The 24757-nt window shown below is 43.5% G+C and carries 28 protein-coding genes; 19 read left to right on the top strand and 9 right to left on the bottom strand.

The features are described from left to right. Positions 1-44: 44 nt before the first annotated feature. Positions 45-1490, bottom strand: coding sequence for a SulP family inorganic anion transporter (locus J7649_RS05125; RefSeq protein ID WP_219309664.1), 1446 nt, complete (start codon positions 1488-1490; stop codon positions 45-47). A 217-nt stretch (positions 1491-1707) separates the two neighbouring features. On the opposite strand from J7649_RS05125, the gene J7649_RS05120 reads away from it, so the two are divergent. Then, entirely contained in the window at positions 1708-2319 is a 612-nt protein-coding gene (locus J7649_RS05120) for a glutathione binding-like protein (RefSeq protein ID WP_004280108.1), read from the top strand. A 54-nt stretch (positions 2320-2373) separates the two neighbouring features. On the opposite strand, the gene J7649_RS05115 is transcribed toward J7649_RS05120, so the two are convergent. The 5 genes from J7649_RS05115 to J7649_RS05095 form a co-directional block, all read right to left on the bottom strand. After that, positions 2374-3156: a thiazole synthase gene (locus J7649_RS05115; protein ID WP_004646601.1), complete on the bottom strand. Its 783-nt coding sequence runs from the start codon at positions 3154-3156 to the stop codon at positions 2374-2376. A 14-nt stretch (positions 3157-3170) separates the two neighbouring features. Then, complete coding sequence (gene thiS / locus J7649_RS05110) at positions 3171-3368, bottom strand: sulfur carrier protein ThiS (RefSeq protein WP_004280105.1); 198 nt, start codon at positions 3366-3368, stop codon at positions 3171-3173. Positions 3369-3403: 35 nt separating this feature from the next. Beyond that, positions 3404-3769 carry a DUF423 domain-containing protein gene (locus J7649_RS05105; protein WP_004280103.1) on the bottom strand — a complete coding sequence of 122 codons (366 nt, stop codon included), beginning with the start codon at positions 3767-3769 and terminating at the stop codon, positions 3404-3406. Between the two features lie 119 nt (positions 3770-3888). Further along, the gene (gene rpoH / locus J7649_RS05100) at positions 3889-4758 is read right to left on the bottom strand and encodes an RNA polymerase sigma factor RpoH (RefSeq protein WP_004280101.1); all 870 of its coding nucleotides are present in this window, start codon (positions 4756-4758) and stop codon (positions 3889-3891) included. A gap of 136 nt (positions 4759-4894) precedes the next feature. Further along, on the bottom strand, positions 4895-5128 hold the full coding sequence (locus J7649_RS05095; protein ID WP_035335151.1) for a sulfurtransferase TusA family protein: 234 nt from the start codon (positions 5126-5128) through the stop codon (positions 4895-4897). Positions 5129-5510: 382 nt separating this feature from the next. Between J7649_RS05095 and J7649_RS05090 the strand changes: the two genes are divergently transcribed. Further along, the gene (locus J7649_RS05090; protein WP_004280099.1) at positions 5511-5726 is read left to right on the top strand and encodes a cold-shock protein; all 216 of its coding nucleotides are present in this window, start codon (positions 5511-5513) and stop codon (positions 5724-5726) included. Between the two features lie 101 nt (positions 5727-5827). Further along, positions 5828-6979 (top strand): ATP-dependent RNA helicase RhlB, encoded by a 1152-nt coding sequence (gene rhlB / locus J7649_RS05085; RefSeq protein WP_219309661.1) that lies wholly within the window; start codon positions 5828-5830, stop codon positions 6977-6979. 60 nt (positions 6980-7039) lie between these two features. Here rhlB and J7649_RS05080 read toward each other — a convergent pair whose 3' ends face one another. After that, positions 7040-7420 carry a hypothetical protein gene (locus tag J7649_RS05080; protein WP_004646604.1) on the bottom strand — a complete coding sequence of 127 codons (381 nt, stop codon included), beginning with the start codon at positions 7418-7420 and terminating at the stop codon, positions 7040-7042. 259 nt (positions 7421-7679) lie between these two features. Between J7649_RS05080 and J7649_RS05075 the strand changes: the two genes are divergently transcribed. The 13 genes from J7649_RS05075 (at position 7680) to J7649_RS05015 (ending at position 20630) form a co-directional block, all read left to right on the top strand. Beyond that, a complete protein-coding gene (locus J7649_RS05075; protein WP_219309659.1) occupies positions 7680-8261 on the top strand; it encodes a nitroreductase family protein in 582 nt (193 codons plus the stop codon). A 33-nt stretch (positions 8262-8294) separates the two neighbouring features. After that, entirely contained in the window at positions 8295-9368 is a 1074-nt protein-coding gene (locus J7649_RS05070) for an NAD(P)H-dependent glycerol-3-phosphate dehydrogenase (protein ID WP_219309656.1), read from the top strand. Positions 9369-9444: 76 nt separating this feature from the next. Then, positions 9445-9900, top strand: a complete 456-nt coding sequence (locus J7649_RS05065) for a phosphoglycerate mutase family protein (RefSeq protein ID WP_044112671.1) — start codon at positions 9445-9447, stop codon at positions 9898-9900. A 30-nt stretch (positions 9901-9930) separates the two neighbouring features. After that, a complete protein-coding gene (gspL, locus tag J7649_RS05060; RefSeq protein ID WP_044112669.1) occupies positions 9931-11070 on the top strand; it encodes a type II secretion system protein GspL in 1140 nt (379 codons plus the stop codon). Next, positions 11070-11549 (top strand): type II secretion system protein GspM, encoded by a 480-nt coding sequence (gene gspM / locus J7649_RS05055; protein WP_219309653.1) that lies wholly within the window; start codon positions 11070-11072, stop codon positions 11547-11549. Before gspL ends, gspM begins: the two co-directional genes overlap by 1 nt. Before the next feature lie 90 nt (positions 11550-11639). Continuing rightward, positions 11640-12641, top strand: a complete 1002-nt coding sequence (locus J7649_RS05050; protein WP_219309651.1) for a quinone-dependent dihydroorotate dehydrogenase — start codon at positions 11640-11642, stop codon at positions 12639-12641. A 5-nt stretch (positions 12642-12646) separates the two neighbouring features. After that, positions 12647-13228, top strand: coding sequence for a CvpA family protein (locus J7649_RS05045; protein ID WP_219309649.1), 582 nt, complete (start codon positions 12647-12649; stop codon positions 13226-13228). A gap of 24 nt (positions 13229-13252) precedes the next feature. After that, a complete protein-coding gene (gene purF / locus J7649_RS05040; RefSeq protein ID WP_004729956.1) occupies positions 13253-14788 on the top strand; it encodes an amidophosphoribosyltransferase in 1536 nt (511 codons plus the stop codon). A gap of 89 nt (positions 14789-14877) precedes the next feature. Next, positions 14878-16767: a M48 family metalloprotease gene (locus J7649_RS05035; protein WP_219309647.1), complete on the top strand. Its 1890-nt coding sequence runs from the start codon at positions 14878-14880 to the stop codon at positions 16765-16767. Positions 16768-16971: 204 nt separating this feature from the next. Further along, the gene (locus J7649_RS05030; protein WP_219309645.1) at positions 16972-17616 is read left to right on the top strand and encodes a hypothetical protein; all 645 of its coding nucleotides are present in this window, start codon (positions 16972-16974) and stop codon (positions 17614-17616) included. 22 nt (positions 17617-17638) lie between these two features. Next, positions 17639-18604, top strand: a complete 966-nt coding sequence (locus J7649_RS05025; RefSeq protein ID WP_219309643.1) for a 2-hydroxyacid dehydrogenase — start codon at positions 17639-17641, stop codon at positions 18602-18604. 116 nt (positions 18605-18720) lie between these two features. Then, on the top strand, positions 18721-20163 hold the full coding sequence (locus J7649_RS05020; protein WP_213032099.1) for a M48 family metalloprotease: 1443 nt from the start codon (positions 18721-18723) through the stop codon (positions 20161-20163). Positions 20164-20270: 107 nt separating this feature from the next. After that, positions 20271-20630, top strand: coding sequence for a hypothetical protein (locus J7649_RS05015; RefSeq protein ID WP_005107293.1), 360 nt, complete (start codon positions 20271-20273; stop codon positions 20628-20630). A gap of 69 nt (positions 20631-20699) precedes the next feature. Here J7649_RS05015 and J7649_RS05010 read toward each other — a convergent pair whose 3' ends face one another. Beyond that, the gene (locus J7649_RS05010) at positions 20700-21146 is read right to left on the bottom strand and encodes a GatB/YqeY domain-containing protein (protein WP_004280076.1); all 447 of its coding nucleotides are present in this window, start codon (positions 21144-21146) and stop codon (positions 20700-20702) included. A gap of 33 nt (positions 21147-21179) precedes the next feature. Then, entirely contained in the window at positions 21180-21395 is a 216-nt protein-coding gene (gene rpsU / locus J7649_RS05005; protein WP_001136722.1) for a 30S ribosomal protein S21, read from the bottom strand. Positions 21396-21542: 147 nt separating this feature from the next. Between rpsU and tsaD the strand changes: the two genes are divergently transcribed. The 3 genes from tsaD to J7649_RS04990 all read left to right on the top strand — a co-directional run bounded on the left by tsaD (position 21543) and on the right by J7649_RS04990 (position 24582). After that, positions 21543-22559: a tRNA (adenosine(37)-N6)-threonylcarbamoyltransferase complex transferase subunit TsaD gene (gene tsaD / locus J7649_RS05000; RefSeq protein WP_004280030.1), complete on the top strand. Its 1017-nt coding sequence runs from the start codon at positions 21543-21545 to the stop codon at positions 22557-22559. Between the two features lie 204 nt (positions 22560-22763). Beyond that, positions 22764-23723, top strand: coding sequence for a sensor domain-containing diguanylate cyclase (locus J7649_RS04995; RefSeq protein WP_219309641.1), 960 nt, complete (start codon positions 22764-22766; stop codon positions 23721-23723). A gap of 107 nt (positions 23724-23830) precedes the next feature. Further along, positions 23831-24582, top strand: a protein-coding gene (locus J7649_RS04990) for an IS5 family transposase (RefSeq protein ID WP_228738633.1) whose coding sequence is annotated in 2 segments (ribosomal slippage) — positions 23831-24065 and positions 24065-24582 — 753 coding nt in all. Because the reading frame shifts where the segments join, the coding sequence is not laid out codon by codon here. The last annotated feature ends 175 nt before the right edge of the window (positions 24583-24757 follow it).

Here is a 24757-nt window from a genome sequence, read left to right as displayed (position 1 = left end):
AAAATAAAAGAGCCAATTGAGGCTCTTTTATTAATCATCGTTCATCAGCTACTAAAACGGTCGATCAATGTACTGCTGGCTTCATTCAAACCAATCACCCTTACATCTATCCCTTGGGCTTTAAACTTCTGAATCACGTTATTCAGCATATTGACCGAAGTCACGTCCCAAATATGCGCATGGGTCAGATCCAGTTCGACATGCTCAAGCTTCTCTTTAAAATCAAAGAACTGATAGAACTTCTCTGAACTGCTAAAGAATATCTGTCCAGAAATAAAGTAGCTGCGTGAATGAGCCGAATTCAAATGCGTATAGACATGTACGGTTCTTTCCAGTTTATTAATAAAGAACAGGGCAGAGAGCAATACGCCGACAAATACACCAAGCGCCAGATTATGAGTGGCAAGCACGACAATAATCACGGCAATCATCACGGTATTAAATTCTAGCGGATGTTTGCTGAATTGCTTGATTGCTCCCCATTGAAAGGTGGTAAATGCCACCATAATCATGATCGCAACCAGAGCTGCCATTGGGATATAAGCCAGCCAGTCTTTCAAAAAAACCACGAGACACAGCAGAAACACGCCAGCGACCAGAGTCGATAAACGGGTACGTGCCCCTGAAGACACATTGATAATTGACTGGCCGATCATGGCACAACCGGCCATCCCGCCCATAAAGCCGCTGACAATATTGGCCATACCCTGACCACGACATTCCTGATGACGGTCACCTTCAGTTCCGGTCACTTCATCAATGACCGTAGTGGTCATCATGCTTTCCAGCAAACCGACAGTCGCCAAGGTAAAGGAATAAGGCAGGATAATTTGCAAGGTTTCCAGATTGAGTGGAATTTCTGGAATCAGGAATACTGGCAAAGTATCCGGGAATTGCCCCAGATCGCTCACGGTACGCATATCTGCACCCAACAACAGCGCTAGCCCGCTTAAAACTATAATACAGATTAAAGGTGAGGGAATGGCTTTACCGATTTTAGGGATATAAGGAAACAGATAAATAATCGCCAGACCAATCGCAATAAACAGATAACCGGTGCTATCCATCTGGTTGATTTCCGGGATTTGTGCCACAAATATCAGGATCGCCAAGGCATTTAAAAATCCATAGACCACAGCCTGAGATACAAAACGCATTAATTTAGCGACTTTAAAATAACCGGCAATGACCTGAATGATGCCGGTCAGAATTGTGGCAGCCAGCAGATATTGCAGACCATGTTCTTTTACCAAGGTAATCATCAAAAGCGCCATTGCACCTGTAGCCGCCGAGATCATGGCAGGACGACCGCCAAAAAAGGCAATGGATACCGCAATGCAGAAAGAGGCATATAAACCGACTTGCGGATCGACACCGGCAATGGCAGAGAAGGCAATTGATTCAGGAATCAGGGCCAGTCCCACCACCAGGCCTGCCAATACATCTGTGCGGATATTAGAAAACCATTCTTCTTTTTTCAGGCTAATCACGAAATATCATCTATATTTTGAAAACCTGTGTATGTTAAACAGATAGAGATAAAAATCTACACAAGATTGACTTGCAAAAGCCCAGAATATCCTGAATATTGAATGAGTAACTGCCCTGAGGTGACAGTTACGCTTTTTTGCAATTTACAGGTTTGATCACTTGAAAGTTTGTTAGAAGCGATTTAAAACATTGAGAAGTGTATAACAAGGATCAGAAATGAAGCTTTACTATTCACCAGGTGCCTGCTCACTGGCAGCACATATTATTTTAAATGAAATTAATGTCGATTTTGATTTGGAACGTGTTGATTTAAAAACACATAAAACAGAAAAAGGTACGGATTATTACGAAGTTAATCCTAAAGGCTATGTACCAGCGTTAGAAATTAACCCTGGTCTGATCCTGACAGAAAATGTTGCAATTCTACCGTTTCTTGCTCAACACGATCCAAAACAAGATCTGATTCCACCATCGGGCATGGGACGTGCCAAAGTGCTGGAATGGTTAGGTTATCTGAACTCTGAACTACATGATGCCTATGCGGTGTTCTTCGGTGGCAAGTTATCCGAAGATGAAAAGAAAAAAGCCTATGCAGAGATTGATCGACTATTGAGTTATATCGATAAAGCTATCGGTGAATCGGACAATGATTATCTGGTGGATGATAACTTTGGGCCTGCGGATGCCTATCTATTTGTCTTGACCAACTGGTCGAACCAGATTGAGCATGATTTGAGTCCATATAAAAATATTATTCATATCCGTAATAAAGTGGCAGAACGTCAGTCTGTACAGATTGCTATGCGTGATGAAGGTCTGATTCCTTAACTAAAAACAAAAATAAAGGACTCAATTGAGTCCTTTATTTTTGTTCATGAAAATTTATTTAAAGAAATAGCCGGTTTCCGGTGAGCTGGCATTGGCCATACGCTTGCGCGGCATACGGCCTGCAAGAAAAGCTTCTCGGCCTGCTTCAACGGCTTTTTTCATCGCAGATGCCATTAATACCGGATTTTGTGCAGCTGCAATCGCTGTATTCATGAGTACGCCGTCACAGCCCAGTTCCATCGCAATCGCAGCATCACTGGCTGTACCGACACCGGCATCGACCAGAACCGGGACCTTGGCATTTTCCTTGATGATTGACAGGGTGTGTGGATTCAGAATGCCCAGACCAGAACCAATCAGGCTACCCAGTGGCATAATCGCGACACAGCCCATGCTTTCCAGCTCTTGCGCCACGATCGGATCATCCGAGGTATAAACCATGATCTCAAAGCCATCGTCAATCAAGGTGCGAGCGGCTTTCAATGTTTCAGTCACGTTTGGATAAAGCGTTTTTTCATCACCTAAAACTTCAAGTTTGACCAGATTGTGGCCATCGAGCAACTCACGCGCCAGCATACAGGTGCGGACGGCACTATTGGCATCGAAGCAACCTGCAGTATTCGGCAAAATGGTATATTTTTCCGGAGGAATCACTGATAGCAGATTCGGCTGGTCAGGATCTTGGCCAATATTGACCCGGCGAATAGCGACAGTGACAATCTCTGCACCACTGGTTTCAATGGCCTGCTGAGTTTCATTTAAATCTTTGTATTTGCCCGTGCCTACCAAAAGGCGTGACTGGAATTGGCGTGAACCAATCTGTAATAAATCTTGCATAATTGTCCCGAGTATTAGCCGCCACCGACCGCGTGAATAATTTCTATTTTGTCTGTATCGCAAATTGGCGTATCGCCCAATCTGCTTTTAGGAATAATCATTTCATTGACTTCAACTGCAAAACGCTTACCCTCAAGCGCCATACTCTGAATCAGTTCCAGCAGATTCTTGCAGTGAGTTTCCTGTTGTTCGCCATTGATGTAAATCATCATTCTAGCAACCCTCCATGATTAAGTGTTGTTCAAACTTATCTGGCGTATTTTAAAGCATTCCAGGCCAGAATTAACCATCCGGCAATCATTAAAGCCCCGCCGATGGGCGTAATAGCACCTAAACCGCGGGGTAATCCTAAGGCCATGATATACAGTGAGCCAGAAAACAGTAAAATGCCGACCTGAATCAGACCGAAGCTCCATTGAATGGGCAATGCAGGGATGACTTTCGCCAGTAAAGAAAGAATGAGTAGTCCTAAGGCATGATAGAAAAAATAATCCGTTGCCGTTTGCCACCAGCCGAGCTGTGCTTCAGTCGCCCGCGCTTTTAAACCATGTGCACCAAAAGCACCGAGCATGACTGCAAGTGCCAAATTAAGTGCTGAAATCGCAATCCACATTTGAATTGATCTTCCTGATAAAGTTTGCGCTCAACCTTAGCATAAATTCAAAATGCGGACATAAAAAAGCCTTCATCAAAGAAGGCTTTTTCGAGGTAAATCAGTAACAGAATTTGGTGTTAATTGGATGACATCGCCACTTTAATTTTTTCCATGGCATTTTTTTCCAGCTGACGAATACGTTCCGCAGAAACATTATATTCGGCTGCAAGCTCATGCAGGGTCGATTTCTCGTCATCTAGCCAGCGACGCTGCAAGATATTACGTGAACGATCATCTAGCTGATCCATGGCTTCATGCAGGGCAGAGGTGCTTTGCTCCTCATAGTCTTCATTTTCAATCAGACGAGCCGGGTCATAACGATTATCTTCAAGATATAACGCTGGTGCCACATGGGTGGAACCTTCATCATCGTCATCGCTTGATGCATCAAAAGCCGCATCATACGCCGTCAGACGGCCTTCCATTTCCAGTACTTGTTCTGGTGTGACATTTAAATCATTCGCAATAGACTGTGCTTCTGCGAGCGTCAACTTTTTCGATGATTTCTTCAGGCTGCGCAGATTAAAGAACAGTTTACGTTGCGCTTTAGTGGTGGCGATTTTCACGATACGCCAGTTACGGATCACGTATTCGTGAATTTCCGCCTTGATCCAGTGCACGGCAAATGACACCAAACGTACGCCCATATTCGGGTCAAAACGTTTCACAGCTTTCATCAGACCCAGGTTGCCTTCCTGAATCAGGTCACCTTGTGGCAGACCATAACCTGCATAACTACGCGCAATATGTACCACAAAACGCAAGTGCGACATGACCAGCATTTTCGCTGCATCTAAATCTTGGTCATAGTAATAGCGTTCAGCCAACTCTTTTTCTTGTTCGGCTGTTAAAATCGGAATCTGATTGACAGTGCTGATATAAGCACCGAGGTTGACACCTGGCGCCGATAATGACAGGGGCATCAACTGATTGCGGCTGTCACTCATGTGTTCTCCTTGAAGTGCGGGATAACCCTAAACTAGGTTTTATCTTAATCCAATCTCTCCACAAATAATGGATATTTGGGTAGAGAAATGTAAAAAAGTATACGAAAGTGAGGATCAACAGTTTAATTGAAATTTTTTAAGATTCAATTAAGTAGTGAAACTCTGTATCAGAAATTTTTTTAAATTCAAGCTTGAGCTGATGCAGCTGACAATAGCGGCTGACATCCGTCTGGCTATGCGGATCAGATGATTTCAGCAGGAATGTTTTCTGATTTCCGGCCTTTAATGCGCGCTTTAACATTAATAGCGGCATCGGGCACGGTTTTCCCATGGCGTCTATAAGGCTGAAATGCGCTGGATCTTCGAGCATTACGGTTTCATTTAGGTAGCAGAAAAGGCTATAAATAGTAGCAAATATGATGCCAGAACCAAACTAGTTTAAGAAAAAGAAGATCTAAATGACTTTATAAAGTCTTTTGACAATTTTCATGAAAAAAATAACTAAATCAAACAGAACATGCTAAAAAAAATCTATTAATTGTGATAAACCCATGTTAAGCTCGTTGCGTATTTGGGACTTTGAATAAACAAAGTGATTGTTTTTCACCCTATTACATAAATGGATGTAACCGGGATTTTGTTGATAGTTTTACAGAATGATTACAAGCTTAAAAATAATATTTTCAAACTTGTTTGCTCTGCTGTTTGCAACACCGGGTGGTCCTTCTTTTAGTTTCAATGAGGATTAACTTATGACAGCTGCTCGCGAACAAGGCGTAGTTAAGTGGTTTAACGATACTAAAGGCTTCGGCTTTATTCAACGTAACGGCGGCGATGACGTATTCGTTCATTTCCGTGCTATCCAAGGTGACGGTCACCGTTCACTTCGTGACGGCCAACGTGTTGAATTCAGTGTTGTTAAAGGCCAAAAAGGCTTTCAAGCTGAAGAAGTTCAACCATTAGACTAATCTTCGGATTAAGCTAAAAAGAAAACGCTCCAATATAACTTGGGGCGTTTTTTGTTTATACTATCCCTATCTTAGTGATTACCCAATTAGAGCACCGCTTTATGTCATCTGGTTTTGAAACCTTAAATTTACATCCCAATCTAAAAAAAGCGATTGATGCTTTAGGCTTTACCACCATGACGCCTATCCAGCAGAAGGTTTTAAAATTCACGCTGGCAGGACATGATGCCATTGGCCGTGCACAGACAGGTACAGGTAAAACTGCTGCCTTTTTAATTAGTATCATGAATGATCTATTAGATAATCCGATTCAGGAACAACGCTATCGTGGTGAGCCACGCGCGCTGATTTTGGCACCGACCCGTGAACTGGCGTTACAGATCGAAAGCGATGCACAGGATCTGGCGAAATATGCTGGTCTCAATGTGGTGACCTTGCTGGGTGGTGTGGATTTTGACAAGCAAAAGAACCAGCTGAATAAAGCGCCTGTCGATATTATGGTGGCTACACCGGGGCGTTTGATCGATTTTGTAGAACAAAAAGAAGTCTGGTTGGATCAGATTGAATTTTTGGTCATTGATGAAGCCGACCGCCTATTGGATATGGGCTTTATTCCTTCAGTAAAGCGCATTGTACGTTTCTCGCCGCGTAAAGAACAACGTCAGACTCTGATGTTCTCTGCTACTTTTAGCTACGATGTATTGAATCTTGCGCAGCAATGGTTATTTGAACCGGTTACAGTTGAAATTGAACCGGAAAAGAAAACCAATGCCGATGTCGAGCAGCGGGTTTATATGGTCGCCAAGGCGGACAAATATAAATTATTGCAAGAAATCCTACGTGATGAGCCGATTGAAAAAGTCATGATTTTTGCCAACCGTCGTGATCAGGTGCGCAAACTTTATGATCATTTAAAACGTGATGGTTATAAGGTGGTAATGTTGTCGGGCGAGATTGCTCAAGACAAACGTCTGAAAATGCTGGATCAGTTCAAAAATGGTAAACATAATATTATGATTGCAACGGATGTTGCAGGTCGTGGTATCCATGTCGATGGTGTATCGCATGTGGTGAACTTCACCTTGCCGGAACAGTCGGATGATTATGTGCATCGTATTGGCCGTACCGGTCGTGCGGGAACCAGCGGTGTGAGTATCAGTTTCCTTGCAGAGGATGATGCGTTCTATCTGCCAGAAATTGAAAAAGCCATTGGGCAAAAATTGCCTTTGACCCGTCTGGAAGGTTATTGTTAATCCAGACCATAGAAAAACCGCTCTTGAAGAGCGGTTTTTTATTGCGCTATGGTTTAAGGCTTATTTGGCCTGACAGCGGAATGTAAGCACCGTCTGATAATCATCATTCTGGTTTAAACCAGTATTGGTACCTGCGATATTGCCAAGGACAGTGGCGGCTGCCTGAATCATCTGACCTGTTTGTTCATCGACTACGCCTTTTAAAGCGCCGTTATAAGCTGTCTTTTCATCCACAATAATGGGGGTTGATCGAGAGCCACAGGCTTTATTGGCCGCAGTAATCGCATTGTTTTTCGAGGTCAGTTGATTTTTACCTAATCCGGTCACCTCATACTGGTTATTTTCCTTTTGCACTGCCAATGCAGTCGGATTTGAGGCACAGGCAGTAAGCAGTAATGCGGAAATAGCTAATCCGCTGAAAGCGATTGTTTTTTTCATCATGAAATCTCAAGTAAATACGATGCTGAATATTTCAACACAGCAAGCAGCGCAGATTTTGTAGCTGTTGTATAGGTTTGGCAATTTTTGGTGTAGCTCTATGTGAGTTAGGTGAAAAATAGAGCAGTACGGGATTGAAAAACCAAACAAGTTTATTTTCGAGTGGTGATGAGCGTGCTGAATCCCTATGAAGTTTCTAGCGTATTTTTCTTTGAATATGCTAATCTTGAGTATGGTTTTTTAAGTGTAGATATACAAGGCAATGACGGAATCTGCGATTGACATCGTTCATCAAAATATTCACCAACGGCAATCGATTGGTCATCTGCTGGCACCGGCACCGAATGCAGAACAACTGGAAAAAGCCTTTCAGGCAGCATTAACTGCACCCGATCATCATCGGCTCAAGCCGACCACATTTGTGGTGGTTCCAGATCATCAGCGTGAAGCTTTTGGAGAGTTGCTGTCACAGGCGCTCGTCGATTTGGGTGAAACTGAAACAGCGCAGATTGAGCGGGTCAAGAATCATCCATTTCGTGCACCTTTATTGGTGCTTGCCTTAACGCGTTTGCAGGATCATCCTAAAGTTCCGCATTTTGAGCAAATCCTGAGTTCAGGCGCAGCTATTCAAAATTTTCTGTTGTCACTTCAGGTTCAGGGTTTCTCGACCATGTGGCGTAGTGGTGCTGTAGTCGAGTCTGGTCTGTTTAAGCAGGCATTGGGGATTTCAAAAGACGATCTGGTCTCGGGGATTATTTATATTGGCACTGCAGCAAAAGCAATTCCAGCACGTGCAGAGATTCGAACCAGTGATTTTGTAAGTTATTGGAACCAGAACAGCTAGTTGGCACGGTATAACAGGATATTAAAAAATAAGATGTCAGAATTAAATTTCTCAAAACTGGTAGAACCGGTTGCAGTTGATCATAAGACAGCTTTAAGAGTCACGGTATTGGGTGGGGGCAGCTTCGGTACTGCAATGGCCAATACTGCAGTGCGTAATGGTTGCAATACCATGATCTGGATTCGTGATGAAGCAGTTGCGGCAGATATTAATGTCACGCATATCAATAAACGCTATTTGCCAGACTTTAAGTTAGAAGAAAATCTGCTGGCGGTGTCAGAACTAGAACAGGCTGTGCGTGATCGAGATATTATTTTAGTCGCTATTCCGAGCCATTCTTTCCGGGATGTCTTGCAGCAAATCAAACCTTTTATTACCTCGCAAGCCGTGATCTCGCTGACCAAGGGTATTGAAGCCAAAACCTTTAGTTTCATGAGCGATATTATTCGTGAAGTGTTGCCTGAAGTGCCTTATGGCGTGTTATCAGGACCGAATTTAGCCAAAGAAATTGTGGCAGGACAGCCAGCAGGAACCGTGATTGCCAGCCAATCCGAGCTGGTGCGTTATGCGGTACAACAAGCCTTACATAGTGCCTTGTTCCGCGTATTCGCCAGTGATGATGTGCATGGCGTAGAGCTCGGGGGCGCATTAAAAAATATTTATGCTGTCGCGATGGGCATGGCCGCTGCGTATAACGTGGGTGAAAATACCAAGAGTATGATCCTGACCCGTGCTTTGGCCGAAATGAGCCGTTTTGCAGTAAAACTCGGTGCCAATCCGCTGACCTTTCTTGGGCTTTCAGGTGTGGGTGATTTATTTGCAACCTGTAGCAGCCCGCTCAGCCGTAATTATCAGGTGGGTTATGCGCTTGGTAAAGGTAAGACTTTGGAGCAGGCAACAACTGAACTGGGTCAAACGGCAGAAGGGATTAATACCATTTTGCAGGTCAAGGCACGTTCGGAAGAACTCGATGTGTATATGCCGATTACTTCGGCCTTGTATGATGTGATTTTTGAAGGTGCGCCGCCACTCAATATTGCCTTGTCATTGATGAAAAACGGTCATCGTAGCGATGTCGAATTTGTCTTGCCACATCATCAAGTCTGATCTATAACACAGGGACTGTCTGCGAATTGTCATATTCGCTGCTTATCATGCAGGCAAAAGAATATAAGGAAATCAAATGCAACTGACTTTAGTTCGACATGGCGAGGCCGCACCACCGGTCAATGGTAATGACACCAAGCGACCTTTAACGGAGCGTGGTCATCAACAGGCTGAACAAACTGCGCAGTTCTTAAAGGATCTGATTAAGCCTGAAGTGTTTGTGGTCAGTCCGTTGTTGCGAGCGCAGGAAACTCTGGCACATTTGCAGCAGTATTTTAAAGATGTGCCGGTGGTGATCTGTAATACGATCAAACCGGATGATGATGCCAAAGTCGCAGTGGAATGGTTATCGCAACTGCCTTATGAGTCGATTGTAGTGGTGTGTCATATGAATGTGGTGGCCCATATGTCTTCCATTCTGCTGGCTGAATCTTTTCATCCCTATGCATTGGCAGAAGCACGTATTTATGATCAGGCGGTGATTGCCCCGGGCTTATCCACACAGATTAAAAGTTTTATTCCTACACTATAAAAAATTAATTAAAATGGCAGAACACAATTGATGTTGTATTTATGGATGCCAGAAGCCAATGGGGTTTGGCAATGGTCAACTGGGGAATTCTGGAACACTGCGGACACATTAGAACAGCTGATTCAGGATATACAGGCTCATCATGGCGAAGAGGCGGTGGTATTTTTCCCGAGCCGTCATGTGCAAATTTTGCAGCAGACCTTGCCCAAGAGCCAATATAAGAAAATGGGCAATGATGGCATTAAATATTTGCTCGAAGAATACGTGGTGCTGCCGGTAGATGCCATGAAAGTGCTGCATCATTTTCAGCAGCCGGATCAGATCAGCATTATGGGGATTGCGAATTCTACGCTTGAGACCTTGCAACATGCTTTAAGCCTGATCCCAGTCAAGCTGGCAGCTTTGTTACCGGACTTTTTGGTGCTGCCGGTTCCTGATGCCAATCAGCGTGTGATTGCGCAAATCGGTGGACGTTTGCTGGTGCGCGAGTCGGAATATATCGGCCAGTCGCTGGATGATCTAAGCCTTTATCTGGATTATCAGTCCAAGGACCTCAGCTATAAGGTGAGCAACCTGAATCAGGAGCAGTTGCGTAGTCTTGAAGCACTCATCACTCAGGAGCAACTGGAGTCTTTCCAATATGGTATTCCTGTACTGAAAAAACCAAAACAGCATCCGTTTAATATATTGCCTAAAGCAAAATCTGATGGTGCTATTTCCGGTTACTGGAAAGCCTGCGCGGCAGTTTTTCTGGGTATTTTGGTATTGCAGTTTAGTTATGATGCTGTGCGCTGGTATCAATATAAAAAAGTGGCGAATCAGACTGCCGCGCAAGCCATTGACCAGTTTAAATACTGGTTTGGACAAAATTATCCGGTCACTGAGCAGAATATCAAAAGTCAGTTTGAAGGGCAGTTGCGTCAAAGCCAGATTGCAGATACGCATGCATTACAGCTGATTAGTCGGGTGGGGCCTGTCTTGATGCAAAATCAGATTGTGGCACAACGGGTAAATTATGATACTTCTGTGCTAAGTATGGAGCTTAAGGCTAATTCATCAGAAACGTTAAATGCACTGACCACGCAATTGAGCCAGCAAGGTTTTAAGGTGGAGCTGGGGAATATTCAGGCCAGCGGAACAGCTGCGATCGGACTGGTGAGGATTCAATAATGAAAGGCCTTGAAGCGCTACAAAATCGTATGGATCAGTCTTTTGAAAAACTGAGTGATTATCTGGACAGCTTGTCGGTACGTGAACGGGTAATGGTAATTTTTACCACTGTTTTTGTGATTGTGGCAGCAGTCGGTTCTGCACTCTGGTATATGCATCAGGCGGCAGATACCCAGCAAAAACGCTTAAATCAGCTGAAAGATACCATTGTTTGGATGCAAAGTAATGCAGTAACCATGAAACCGGCTGGGGACACCCAACTGGATGCAGCGGAGAAAGTACAGCGAGTCGCACAGCAGCAAGGATTGTCGGTGGCTTCCCAGCAAATGGAAGGAAAAATTCAATTGGCGGTCATGCATGAAAATTATGCAGTACTGGCAAATTTCCTGACTCAGCTGGCACAAATGGGGCTAAGTATCGAGAAAATGGAACTAAATAATGAGGCAGGACAGATTAAATTAACGGCGACCATACAATAAACGGTAAAAATAAAGATTTGCAAAGCATGGTTTTTTTGTCAGCCTATGCCTATAATATGCCGACTTAAAAAGCAGTAGACTTTTCTGGATATGTTGTATTCTCTAGCCCGCCCTTTGTTGTTTTCTTTAGCACCAGAGCGTGCACATGAGCTGACATTATCACTATTGAAATCATCCCATAAAATGGGCTTGATGCGTCAAAATGTTGCTGCGAAACCTGTGACCTGTATGGGAATCGAATTTCCCAATCCGGTAGGTCTTGCGGCAGGTTTGGACAAAAATGGTGCCTATATTGACGCCCTTGCCGGTCAAGGTTTTGGTTTTATTGAAATTGGTACCATTACCCCGAGACCGCAAGCCGGCAATCCTCATCCGCGTTTATTTCGTTTGCCACAGGTCAAAGCCATTATTAACCGTATGGGCTTTAACAATGATGGCGTGGATCAGCTGGTTGAAAATGTCAAAGCGGCCAAATTTAAAGGCATTCTCGGTATTAATATCGGTAAAAACGCTGATACTCCGGTAGAAAAAGCAGTAGATGATTACCTCATCTGTTTAGAAAAAGTCTATAATTATGCTTCTTATATTACCGTCAACATTTCTTCTCCCAATACCAAAAACCTGCGCAGCCTGCAAAGTGGTGATGCACTCACCGAACTGCTGGAAACACTGAAGAAGCGTCAGCTTGAATTGGCTCAGGAATACCAGCATTATGTACCTTTGGTACTGAAAGTGGCGCCTGATCTGGATAACAGCGATATTGCCTTTATTGCCAAGCAATTATTGCAATTCAAGATTGATGGCCTGATCGTGACCAATACCACACTGTCACGTGAAGGTGTAGAGGGTCTGGAGCATGCAGAGGAAGCAGGTGGTTTGTCTGGCGCGCCAGTATTTGAGAAAAGTACCGCATGTCTGGCTACATTTGCTGCGGTATTAAAAGGACAAATTCCATTGATTGGTGTGGGTGGTATTCTTTCAGGTGCAGATGCTGCTGCCAAGAAACAGGCAGGCGCCAGCCTTGTACAAGTTTATAGTGGCCTCATCTATACTGGACCTAAACTTGTAAAAGATTGTGTAGACGCACTTTAAATCCTATGAATGCCATTGATATCTTTCTACTGATTATCTTGCTCATTGGAGGGCTCAACGGTTTGCGTCAAGGATTTATTAAAGCCTTTGCGAACTTAGTGGGATGGATATTTGCCCTGATTATTGCGGCAAAATATTCAACACTACTTGCGCCGTCTATGGTTGCTCTGAGTACAGATCCAGTCGTACAAAAGATTGCGGCCTTTGCTTTTATCGTCCTGCTAATTGTAGTTCTGACCTGGATCGTTACTGCACTGTTGAACCGTATTTTAAAGAGTCTTAAACTGGGCCCTCTCAACCGTCTGGCGGGTGGTGTCTTTGGTAGCCTGAAAGGTTTGCTGATTGTTCTGATTACCATGCAGGGAATTGGCCCGTGGGTAGAAAGCTCACCTCACTGGAAACAGTCCAAGTTTATTCAAGCCTTATTGCCTTATGCACCTTGGGCGACTCAAATGTCGAAAGAAGCCGCGAATGGCGCACTACAACATATCAAGCCTGAAGGGACATCGAAACCTTCAGCTTCATCATCTGAAACATCGTCCAAGTCTGGAGCTGCAGATGAGTCTACAAATAATCCTTTTTATTAATCCTAGCTTGTCTGCGAGGTTGCTATGTGTGGAGTAGTTGGTATAGCTGGTAAATCACCCGTTAACCAAATGTTGTTTGATGCATTAACGATGTTACAACATCGTGGACAAGATGCAGCTGGGATCGTGACATGTGATGAAGGACGTTTATTCCTGCGCAAAGACAATGGTATGGTGCGTGATGTATTCCATACCCGTCATATGCGTGCTTTGAAAGGAAATTACGGTATTGGTCATGTGCGTTATCCAACAGCCGGTTCATCGAGCAGTGCTGAAGCACAGCCGTTTTATGTGAACTCGCCGTACGGGATTACCTTGGCACATAATGGTAACCTGACCAATGCTGAAGAAATTCATGATGACCTGTTCAAAACTGACTTGCGTCATATGAACACTGATTCTGATTCAGAAGTCCTGTTAAACGTGTTTGCGCATGAACTGCAAAAACATGGCAAACTGGTGCCAACGTCGGAAGATATTTTCCATGCGGTAACACGTGTGCATGAGCGTTGCAAAGGTGCTTATGGCGTGGTGGCGATGATTACCGGTCAGGGGCTAGTGGGCTTCCGCGATCCGAACGGTATTCGTCCACTGATCTACGGTTCACGTGAAACTGAACAGGGTATGGAATATATTATTGCTTCTGAATCTGTTGCGATTACTGCGCTGGGCTTTAAAGTTGAGCGTGATATTCTGCCTGGTGAAGCGGTATTTATTGATTTAGAAGGTAATTTTTTTACCAAGCAATGTGCGGCGAATGCTGAATACCGTCCTTGTATTTTTGAATATGTTTATTTTGCCCGTCCAGATGCCATCATTGATGGAATCTCGGTGTATAAAGCACGTTTGAAAATGGGTGAGAAGCTGGCGCAAAAAATTCTGCGTGAGTGGGGTGAAGAGCATGATATTGATGTGGTGATTCCGATTCCGGATACTTCACGTACTTCAGCGCTAGAACTTGCCAATATGTTGGGCGTGAAATTCCGTGAAGGTTTCATGAAAAACCGTTATATCGGCCGGACCTTCATTATGCCTGGTCAGCAGCTGCGTAAAAAATCGGTACGTCAAAAACTCAACCCGGTTGAGCTTGAGTTTAAAGGTAAAAACGTACTGTTGGTGGATGACTCGATTGTCCGTGGTACGACCTGTAATGAAATTATCCAGATGGCTCGTGATTCTGGCGCGAAAAAAGTATTCTTTGCGTCTGCAGCACCGATGGTGAAATATCCAAACGTTTACGGTATTGATATGCCGGCGAAATCTGAGCTGATTGCATCGGAACGTAGCGTAGAAGAAATCCGTGAAATTATTGGTGCTGACCGTCTGATTTTCCAAGATCTGGAAGATTTGAAAGATGCGGTAAGAACCACCAAAGTACCGGATGTCAAAGACTTTGATTGTTCAGTCTTTGATGGCATCTATGTTTCGGGCGGTATTGATGCGCAATATCTGGATGATCTTCAGCAAAAACGTAGTGACAGTGCCATGAAAGAAAGCAATTATATTGATGTCAATATTGATGCAGCCTCAGTGGATTTGACCGGTGTACGCGAAGTCTAAGTAGTTAAAATCATCATGAAAAAGCGGGAATTTCCCGCTTTTTTGTTTTATGATGAGTCCATTGAAAATAATCATTTTAGGGTTCTGCATTGCGAAACGTAGGATACGATTTTATAAAAAACAAAAATATAATACTGCCTGTAAGTTTTTGCCTGATTGCAATTTTGTTGACTATTTTTATTATTAATAGTGTTGTTGGTCTCTTTGTTTTTTATGCTGATCCTAGCCAGTCAATCTTCTGGCATGCGCTGAGTCCTTATCTGATTGCATTGCTGTTATGTGCCATGATGATCTCGGTCATCTATGAATTCTATATTTTTCGGAATGGCGGTTATTCGCTGGCAAAGCAGCTAGGTGCGCGTCGGTTGAGTCCGATGGACAGTATTCCAGAAGAAAGTGCTGCACTGCACATTAACCAGCAACTGTCAGAGACTTTTCTGATTGACGTTCCGGCGGTATATGTGCTGCCCGATGAAGTTGGTGTCAATGCATTGACGGCAGGTTTTAGTCCGCGGGATACCGCAATTATCCTGACTTGGGGTGCGATACAAACACTGGATAAAGTCGAGCTGTATGGCTTGCTCAGCCATGAATTCAATAAAATTCTCTCTGGTGAAGCTGCGGAAAATACCCGCCTGAAAATCCTGTATAGCAGTTTAACCACGTTTAGTCAGTGTGGCAGTAAGATTGCCAAGTCCGGTTTTTATCGAGCGGGTAGTCCGCGTGAAAATAAGTTTGAAACTTTCTATGTTGCAGTCGGTGCGGTGATCTGGCTGATTGGTAGTTTGGGCGTATTGATTTCCCGTTTCATTAAATATATTTCACTCGGTGGTCGGACCTATAAAAATGATCGAAAGACCCGACGCCTGATTCAAAATGATGCCAATATTCAGACTTTACTCAGAATTCATGTGCATCATTCCGGCTCCCAGATTTATAGTGAATATGCTGAATCCATTTCACATATGTGCTTTGCCAATTCCTTGAGCCCACAAAACTGGCTGAATATTCATCCCCATATCAATCAGCGGATTTATGAATTAAATCCTGCCTTGATTCAGGACTTACAGCTTGAGAATCTGAAAAAACTCAAAAATCAGCCTTTGTTTAGTTTGTTCCGTTCTTTAGAAGAAGTGGTGCCTGAAACTGCAATGAGCTGGAGCTCGCCACAGCCTTTGCCATTATTGCGGCTGTCTCCGATCAGTTTTGCGATTAAAGATGCGATCAAACCACTGAATCCGGAACTTCGGCTCAAGATGCCACGTCCGGAACTGATTGAGCGTGCATTACAAACCGCAACTGGTTCTCGTGAAGTGATGGTCGCCATTTTAATGATCCGTCAATATCGTGAATTTATTCCGACTGAGGCTGAAGTTAGCCGTGCCATTGTAGATTCATTGCTCAATCTGGACGGGCGGGTGCATATCTCGATTTTCCAGCAAGCTTGTAACAATATTGGTGGCATGCCGACAACTGTTGCACGCCAGTTTTTGATGAAGCTGGCACGGATTATTCAGGAAGATGGCGAAATTGGCCTGTTGGATGCATTATTACTGGAATGTGTGAAATACGAACTGAATTTGCTTCCTGCACATACGCCTACAGCACTCGATGAGGTCAAGCCACAGATTGTGCGTTTGATCGACGCCTTGCTGCATGTACAGCAGATTAATAGCGGCAACCAGCTTGAGGTGCGGGAGCGGATTTTAAACCGGATTCTGACCGCTCAGGAACTGGACTTATATAATGAAATTTCTGATGAGCCGATTGATCTAGCAGAAATCCTGAATGATATTGCGGGGCTGTTATTGCGTGATCGCCTCAGTATTTTAGGTATTGCAGAGGCCTGTTTGTGGAGTGATCGTATCGTGACACAGGATGAGTTGGACGTGATGGAGCTGTTGTATTGGCGCTTGGGTTTTGAGGCAGAACAGGTCGTTCAGCAAATGTTAAAGAAGAACAGTTTAACCATTCTGTAGAAAATAAATGAGAACGCGCAGCTTTAGCCGGAATCTGTTATAACAGCAGGAATGGTTTAATTGTGTATTAAAAGCACGGTTTTTAGCAGACAGCTAAACTTTGTACTAGAATCCATCAGGATAAAAAAGAAAAGCTGAAAAAGTTCGGCAAAGCACAGGCAATCCGGCTAAAATGTTCAGCCTGAAATTGGTGATGATGAAAAGATGATTGGGCATCAGCGTGACATACTGGCAACATTAGGAATCGATCTCTGGATTCCTAGGGACAGCGCATGTCAGCCGCACCAGGTTTCGATCTGGCGTGATCAGGCTGCACCTGAATTTCACACCGATATCGTCTTACCACAGCCTGCTTCCGTAGAGGCGTTGGCTGATCTACCGATTCCTGAGCCAGAGCCAATTGTTACGCTTAAGGTTGATACACCACCTGCGGCACCGACTCACATTGTACCTGTTCAGGAACAGCGTGAAATCGTACAAATCCCGCCATTCAGTTTGCAGGCTTTAAGTCTGGCACATTGCAGTATCGTGATTGATGCAACTGCAATGACCGAAGACACCCAGAATTTATGGGGCAATATCCAGCGTGCAGTCCCAGGTGAGTTTCATGAGCTGAACTGGCCATTTCCCTGGGCCAATGTTCAGGATGGACGTGGTGTAGAATCCTATATTCAGGGTTTTCTGGATGGAATGAGTGCAGAGAAAAATATTATTTTCCTCGGGCCTGCAGCGCATATATCAAATACGAAAATGATCCAGTTGGCATCTTTACAAGAAATGCTGGATCAGCCGATTCTAAAAAAACGTTTATGGCAGTTTATGCAAAATAGGACTGCCAGTCTGGAATAATCTTGCTGTGGAATAAAAATAGATGAAACAAAAAGTGGTTGTATTTAGTCAAATTGATACTGATATTCAAAACAAGCTGGAACAAAATTATCAGGTTAGTTATATACAACCGAAGCTAGGCGATGTGAATCAACAGCTTTTGCAGCAGGTTCAGGATGCTGATGGCATGATTGGCGCAGGGCGCTTGTTGAATCGCGATAATCTGGCCAGTGCCACCCGGTTAAAAATTATCTCCAGTGTCAGTGTCGGTTATGACAACTATGAACTGGATTATTTAAATGAAAAGAAAATTTATCTCAGTCATACGCCGCATGTACTGACTGAAACCACTGCTGACCTGGCTTTTACTTTACTGATGTCAGCAGCACGCAAAGTGGCTTACCTGGATCAATGGACCAAGCAGGGACAATGGCAGCGTACCGTGGGCGAAGCACAATTTGGTATGGATATTTTTGGAAAAACCCTCGGAATTATTGGTCTCGGTCATATTGGAGCTGCAATCGCACGTCGTGGTTTTTACGGTTTTAATATGAATATTCTGTATCATAATCGTCGGGAAAAACCAGAACTTGCTCAAGGGTTGAATGCGAAATATTGCCAGCTTGAGGAACTGTTACAGCGTTCTGACTTTGTGGTTGTTGCAGTAGATTTGAATGCGGATTCTAAGGCGCTGATTGCGACAGCGGAATTGGCTAAAATGCAATCCCATGCAGTATTGGTCAATATTTCACGTGGCTCGGTCATTGATGAACAGGCATTAACTTCAGCTTTAAAAGCCAAGCAGGTTTTTGCTGCCGGTCTGGATGTGTATCAGAAAGAGCCGTTAAAGGAATCGGAATTATTCCAGTTGGATAATGTGGTTACATTGCCACATGTGGGTTCGGCCACTGCAGCCACCCGTAAAAAAATGGCAGAACTGGCTTATCAGAATCTTGTTGATGCCTTGGAAGGACGAGTGCCCCGTTATGTGGTCAATCCGGAATTTTAAAATGCATCTGATTCGTCGTTTAAATGGTATTAAAAAATAACATTTTCTTGCGTCTCTGCTCATTGTTCAATGCTATATTCAAGATAAATTAGATCGGCAGGATTAGAGATTTTTCATTGAAACGATTGGCGCTGGCGTGTGGCTTAAGTCTGTATATGGTAGCAGGGCACGGCTCTAACCATGATTTTAATCAAGTAAATGTACAATTTTCTGTGCCTGATATTGGTACAGGCGTCGGCTTACTCGATCAACAAAAAGAAAAAATGATCGGTGAAAAAGTCTATCGTGAAGTGCATAAACAAATGCCGGTCCTGCAAAATCCATGGCTTGAAGATCAGTTGCTTTCAGTATTTTCTCATATCCTGAGTCAGACTCAATTGCAACAGCCGATCGGTTTGCTGGTCATTAATGATCCCCAAATTAATGCTTTCGCCGTACCGGGTGGCCTCTTTGCACTTAATGCTGGTCTGATTAATTCAGCCCGAAACATGGATGAAGTGGCAGGAGTGATGGCACATGAAATTGCACATGTCACACAACGTCATTACAGTCGCTCTCAGGATGCATTTAAAGGGCAAGGTTTACTGGCGCTAGCCGGAATTCTCGTCGGTGCTTTGGTCGCTTCTCAGGCAGATGGCGATGTCGGCACAGCGGTCATGATGGGTTCACAGGCAGCACTTCTGGATAAACAGCTTACCTATAGCCGTAATCAGGAGCGTGAGGCAGACCGGATTGGTATGCAATATATGTATCGTTCCGGTTATAACCCGCATAGTATGGCAGATTTCTTTGAGGTCATGCATCGCTCGACCAGCCGCTTAAGCTTTCTGCCGGATTTCTGGTTCACTCATCCACTCACCACCGAGCGTATGAGTGAAGCACGTTTACGTGCCAACCAGCTTCCTGCGGTGAAACGCAGTCTCAATGACCAAGACTTTGACATTATCAAGTGGTATAGCAGGGTATTGTCTGGTCAGACCAATGCAGAGCAGCTTATCCTGATGGACCGGCAAAATAATTTTGCAGGCCAGCTTGCCTTAACTGCCTATCGAATACAGCAAAGTGATTTCCAGGCCGCGCAGGCCACTTTAGATCGAGCAAAAAAGCATAACCAGATGCATCCTTTACAGGTTTTATTCCAGACTGATATTTATTTAGCTCAGAACCAGCTTGATGCAGCTTTGGAAAGTGTAGCGTCAGCAGCGCGGATCATGCCGGAAAATCGAGCGCTCAATTATAAATATGCAGAAGTGCTGATTCGCGCCAAGCAACCCGATAAAGCAAAAGTTTTAGTGCAGCGATTTCTAAATGCCAATTCACGGGATGTCAGTGGCTGGCGACTAATGCAACTGGCTGCCAATGCAGAGCCAGATTCGCCGATTAAGGCTGCTAATGTGCTGCGCTATCGTGCAGAAGTAGAATATTGGTCAGGATATGAAGAAACTGCCATCAAATCATTATTACATGCACAGCGTAGCGTAAAGAATAATCAATCTTTATCGTCCACCATTCGCCAGCGTCTGAAGCAGATGCAGCAGGCACATCAATATAAGATTTAAAGCTGAACTGGGTTTTAAGTTTTTGTATCAGGATGATATAGCAAGAATATATTCAATCAGGCTACAATCTTTTTGAAAGATCAGCGTGAATCAAACTGAAGCATAATATGAAAAAAATACTATTGGGCGTGTGTCTACTGGGGTGGAGTTATGGGGTTTTTGCTGCGAGTGCAGTTGAATATGTAGAAGCAATAGAACGAATTAATGCGGATTATAAAAAGGAATCGCGTCAGTTTTTAAGTGGTTTAAATCCGCAGCAACAGGGATTTAGTCCTGAGCAGAATGCAAAATTTTGTGGAATTGTAGGACGTTATGTTGATCGTTTATATCAGGCCGCTGACCAGAATCGTCCTTATCTGGATCGTCAGTTTCAAAATATGAGTAAACGGGATGTAATTGTAGAAGTGAAATCGTCGAAAGAGATGCAATTACTTAAGCGTTATCAGGTCGATTGTAATTTGCAATGAGAATACGTCAGGAACTGTCTTTGATTAAAGGCAGTTCAACGTTAAAGAGAAAATGCTAGAGAGTATGGATTAAGCAAGTTGCGCTTTGATTTTGGCGGAAACTTGTGCAGGATCGGCGCGCCCGGCTATGAGCGGACGCAGAGAATTCATCACCTTACCCATATCTTTCATGCTAGTAGCTTGTTGCGCTGCAATAGCTTGCGCAATCATGGAATCAAGTTCTTCCTCAGTCATAGCTTCTGGTAGAAACTGAGACAAAATCTCAATTTCGGCTTGTTCCTTACTAGCTAAATCATCTCGGCCAGCGCCTGCAAAGGCTTTAACCGATTCTTTACGTTGTTTAATTTGTTTTTCAATGACCGCAAGAACCTGAGCGTCGTCAAGTTCTTTGCGCTCATCGACTTCGATTTGCTTAATTGCTGCCTGTAGACTACGAATGACCGTCAGCTTGGACATTTCTTTGGCACGCATTGTTGCTTTCAAAACATCCGTGATTTGGTCTTTTAAAGTCGTCATTATTTATTCCAGGCAATCAATCACAAATTAATCTTAGTAAAGGCGAGTTGTACGTACTGATTCACGCGCCAATTTCTTTTGGTAGCGTTTAACAGCAGCAGCTTTTTTGCGCTTACGTTCTTGAGTTGGTTTCTCGTAGAATTCACGCTTACGTACGTCAGCAAGAACACCCGCTTTTTCGCATGAACGTTTGAAACGACGGATAGCTACGTCTACTGGTTCGCCTTCTTTCAATTTAACTTGTGGCATGAAGAATCCTCATATCAGTTAGGGTAAGATCTCGGGCTGAATTGCCCTCAATCACAAGTGAAGGTCAGTATTTTACTCATTTACATCTCATACCACAAGTCTATAATAGTTGCTGCAATAGAATTGATACAGGTTATAGGCAGTTTAATGATCGTTTTAGGCTTGGAAACGTCGTGTGATGAAACAGGACTTGCGCTGTATGACAGCGAGTTGGGTTTGCGCGGACAGGTGCTTTATAGCCAGATTAAACTGCATGCAGAATATGGCGGTGTAGTTCCAGAGCTGGCGTCACGTGATCATGTGCGTAAACTGATTCCACTCATCAATGAGCTGCTTGAACAGAGCGGCGTGAAAAAATCAGAAATTGATGCAGTCGCATATACCCGTGGCCCGGGTCTGATGGGCGCACTCATGACCGGTGCATTGTTTGGTCGTACTTTGGCCTTTGCGCTGAATAAACCCGCAATTGGTGTGCATCATATGGAAGGTCATATGCTGGCACCTTTATTGTCAGAAACTCCGCCTGAGTTTCCATTTGTCGCATTGTTGGTATCGGGTGGACATTCTCAGCTCATGGCTGCTTATGGCATTGGCCAGTATGAACTCTTGGGTGAATCCATTGATGATGCGGCAGGCGAAGCATTTGATAAAGTCGCGAAGATGATGGGTCTGCCGTATCCGGGTGGCCCGAATATTTCCAAACTGGCAGAGCAGGGCGATCCAAATGCATTTGCATTCCCGCGACCAATGCTGCATCAAGGTTTAGAATTTTCATTCAGTGGTCTAAAAACCGCAGTTTCTGTACAAATGAAAAAACTCGGTGATGAAAACCGCGATGCCGATATCGCTGCCAGTTTTCAGGAAGCCATTGTCGATACTCTGGTGAAAAAGTCGGTGAAAGCACTGAAGCAAACGGGGCTTAAACGTCTGGTGATTGCGGGCGGTGTTAGTGCCAACAAGCGTTTACGTGAGCGTTTAGAAGCAGATTTAGCCAAGATTCGTGCATCTGTTTATTATGCTGAACCTGCACTCTGTACAGACAATGGTGCCATGATTGCTTTTGCGGGCTATCAGCGTCTCAAAGCAGGACAGCATGATGGCTTGGCTGTGACGACAACTCCACGTTGGCCAATGACGGAACTGACTAATCCGACTGAGGCATAGATTTCAGGCTTGAAGAAAAGAGGCTTAGGCCTCTTTTTTATTGTGAATTTTTAAATGAAAACTTATAGCAACGGTATGTTGTAAATATATAGTTTTATAGCTGTATTTAGAACTCTTATATTCTATTGAAACTGGAAAAATAGTTTAATAGCTTAAGTTGATATCATGCATATTTTTACAGGTTTGCAGCAGAGGCAATCTCGAATGGAAAATATAAATTTCAAAAGTTTTCAGGATGCTGGAGAGGCGGTGTTAAAGTTTTTGCATCAGCATTTTTGCTTTAATTTATGGATGATCACCCGGGTAGAAGGCCAAGACTGGATTGTGCTGCAAAGTGAAGATCATGGTTATGATATACGACCCGGTCAAGTGTTTCAGTGGGCTGATTCTTTTTGTTCTCATATGGTCGCAGGTAAGGCCCCGAGAATTGCCCCCCGCTCTGAAGAAATTCCTTTATACGCCACAGCGCCGATTAATCAGCAGGTCTGTATAAAATCTTATATTGGTCAGCCACTCCTTAAAGAAGATGGCAGTTTGTTTGGAACACTCTGTGCGATTGATCCAGAAACCAAATCGGAAGCTATTGTGCAAGATATGCAATTGGTCGAGTTGTTGGGACAATTGCTCAGTTCGATCTTGCAGGCAGAATTGCGTCAAAGTGAGCAGGTACGTCAACATGAATTATTGCAGGAAGAAGCCAGTAAAGATGAATTGACCGGGCTCTATAATCGTCGGGCCTGGGAAAAACTGCTGCGAGCTGAAGAAGAGCGTTGTAAGCAATATGGTCATCCCGCCGCTGTATTATTTATTGACCTGAATGACCTAAAAAAGTTGAATGATAGTTTGGGTCATGATGAAGGTGACAAGCTGATTCAAAATGCGGCGCAGGTATTGCGAGATAACGTACGAATCAATGATATTGTTGCTCGTTTGGGTGGTGATGAGTTTGTGATTCTTAGCGTGGAAAATGATGAAACGGGTACTGAAAGTTTAGTGGATCGTTTAATTAATGCCTTTGCAGCAGCAAACATTGGCGCAGCGATTGGTATGGCAATGCGTCATCCAAGTCAGGGCTTATTTGCAGCACTCGCACAAGCGGATCAGAACATGTTTGAGTATAAACGTCGGAAAAAATCTAGTGAATCCATGACCAATCTAAAATAATTGACGCTTTAAATCTTCTTTAAATGATTAGGGCGTGTCCTCATTTGAAGAATTGGTTTTAAATACTTAAAATCCTCCTTTGAGTTATTTTTATTTCTATATTTTCAATGGCACGTACTCTTCTTACCGATGATATCTGGCAGCAAATTCAAGATACTATGCGATTACATGGTTGCTACCGTTCAAAGAATAGTAGAAATATCATGGAAGCGATCTTATGGAAACTGCGTACAGGCGCCACATGGCGTGATATTCCTCAAGAATTTTGTCCTTGGCAAACTGCTTATAATCGTTTTAATCGTTGGGCAAGCAAGGGATTGTGGAATAAATTTTTTTTAGATTACGAGGCGTCTTGGATCAAGAATGGGTATTCATTGACGGAAGCTACATACGCGTGCATCAACATGCAAGTGGAGCTCGGAATGGTTTCGAAAGAGCAATTGGACAATCACGTGGTGGACGAACAACAAAAATACATCTTGCAACCGACGCGAATGGATTACCGATTGATTTTAAAATCACTGGGGGTGGCGTCCACGACAGTCAAGTTGCAAAACAACTGATTGATACTGTAGGCGAGGCAACTTATCTCATTGCTGATAAGGGGTATGATGCTGAGCACATTAGAATATATGCCCAGAACAAGGATATGATTCCCATCATTCCAATGAGATCAAATAGTAAAAGATCGAATAAGGAGTTTGATAAATATCTATATAAATTAAGACATTTAGTTGAAAATGTGTTTGCGAGATTGAAGCATTTCCGAGCGATTGCAACCCGATTTGATAAGCTTGCACGAAATTACCAGTCTATGATTTACATTGCTTGCATATTTATTTGGTGTAAAGCCAAATGAGGACACGCCCTAAGTATTTCATATCATAAAAATGATCATTTTCTATGCTCTAAAGTTATCCTATCTTTCAATATTCTCTTTCATAGCCATGTATGAAAGTTGAGCATGATTCTCCATAAAAAGAAAATTCAATCCGTCTTTAACTTAACCATTACAAATTTTATAAGCTTTGTTG

Origin of the sequence: Acinetobacter lwoffii (assembly GCF_019343495.1) — a bacterium.
GTDB classification, from domain to species: domain Bacteria; phylum Pseudomonadota; class Gammaproteobacteria; order Pseudomonadales; family Moraxellaceae; genus Acinetobacter; species Acinetobacter lwoffii_P.
The sequence above is the reverse complement of the archived record's forward strand: the minus strand, read 5'-3'. Positions and strand labels throughout refer to the sequence as shown.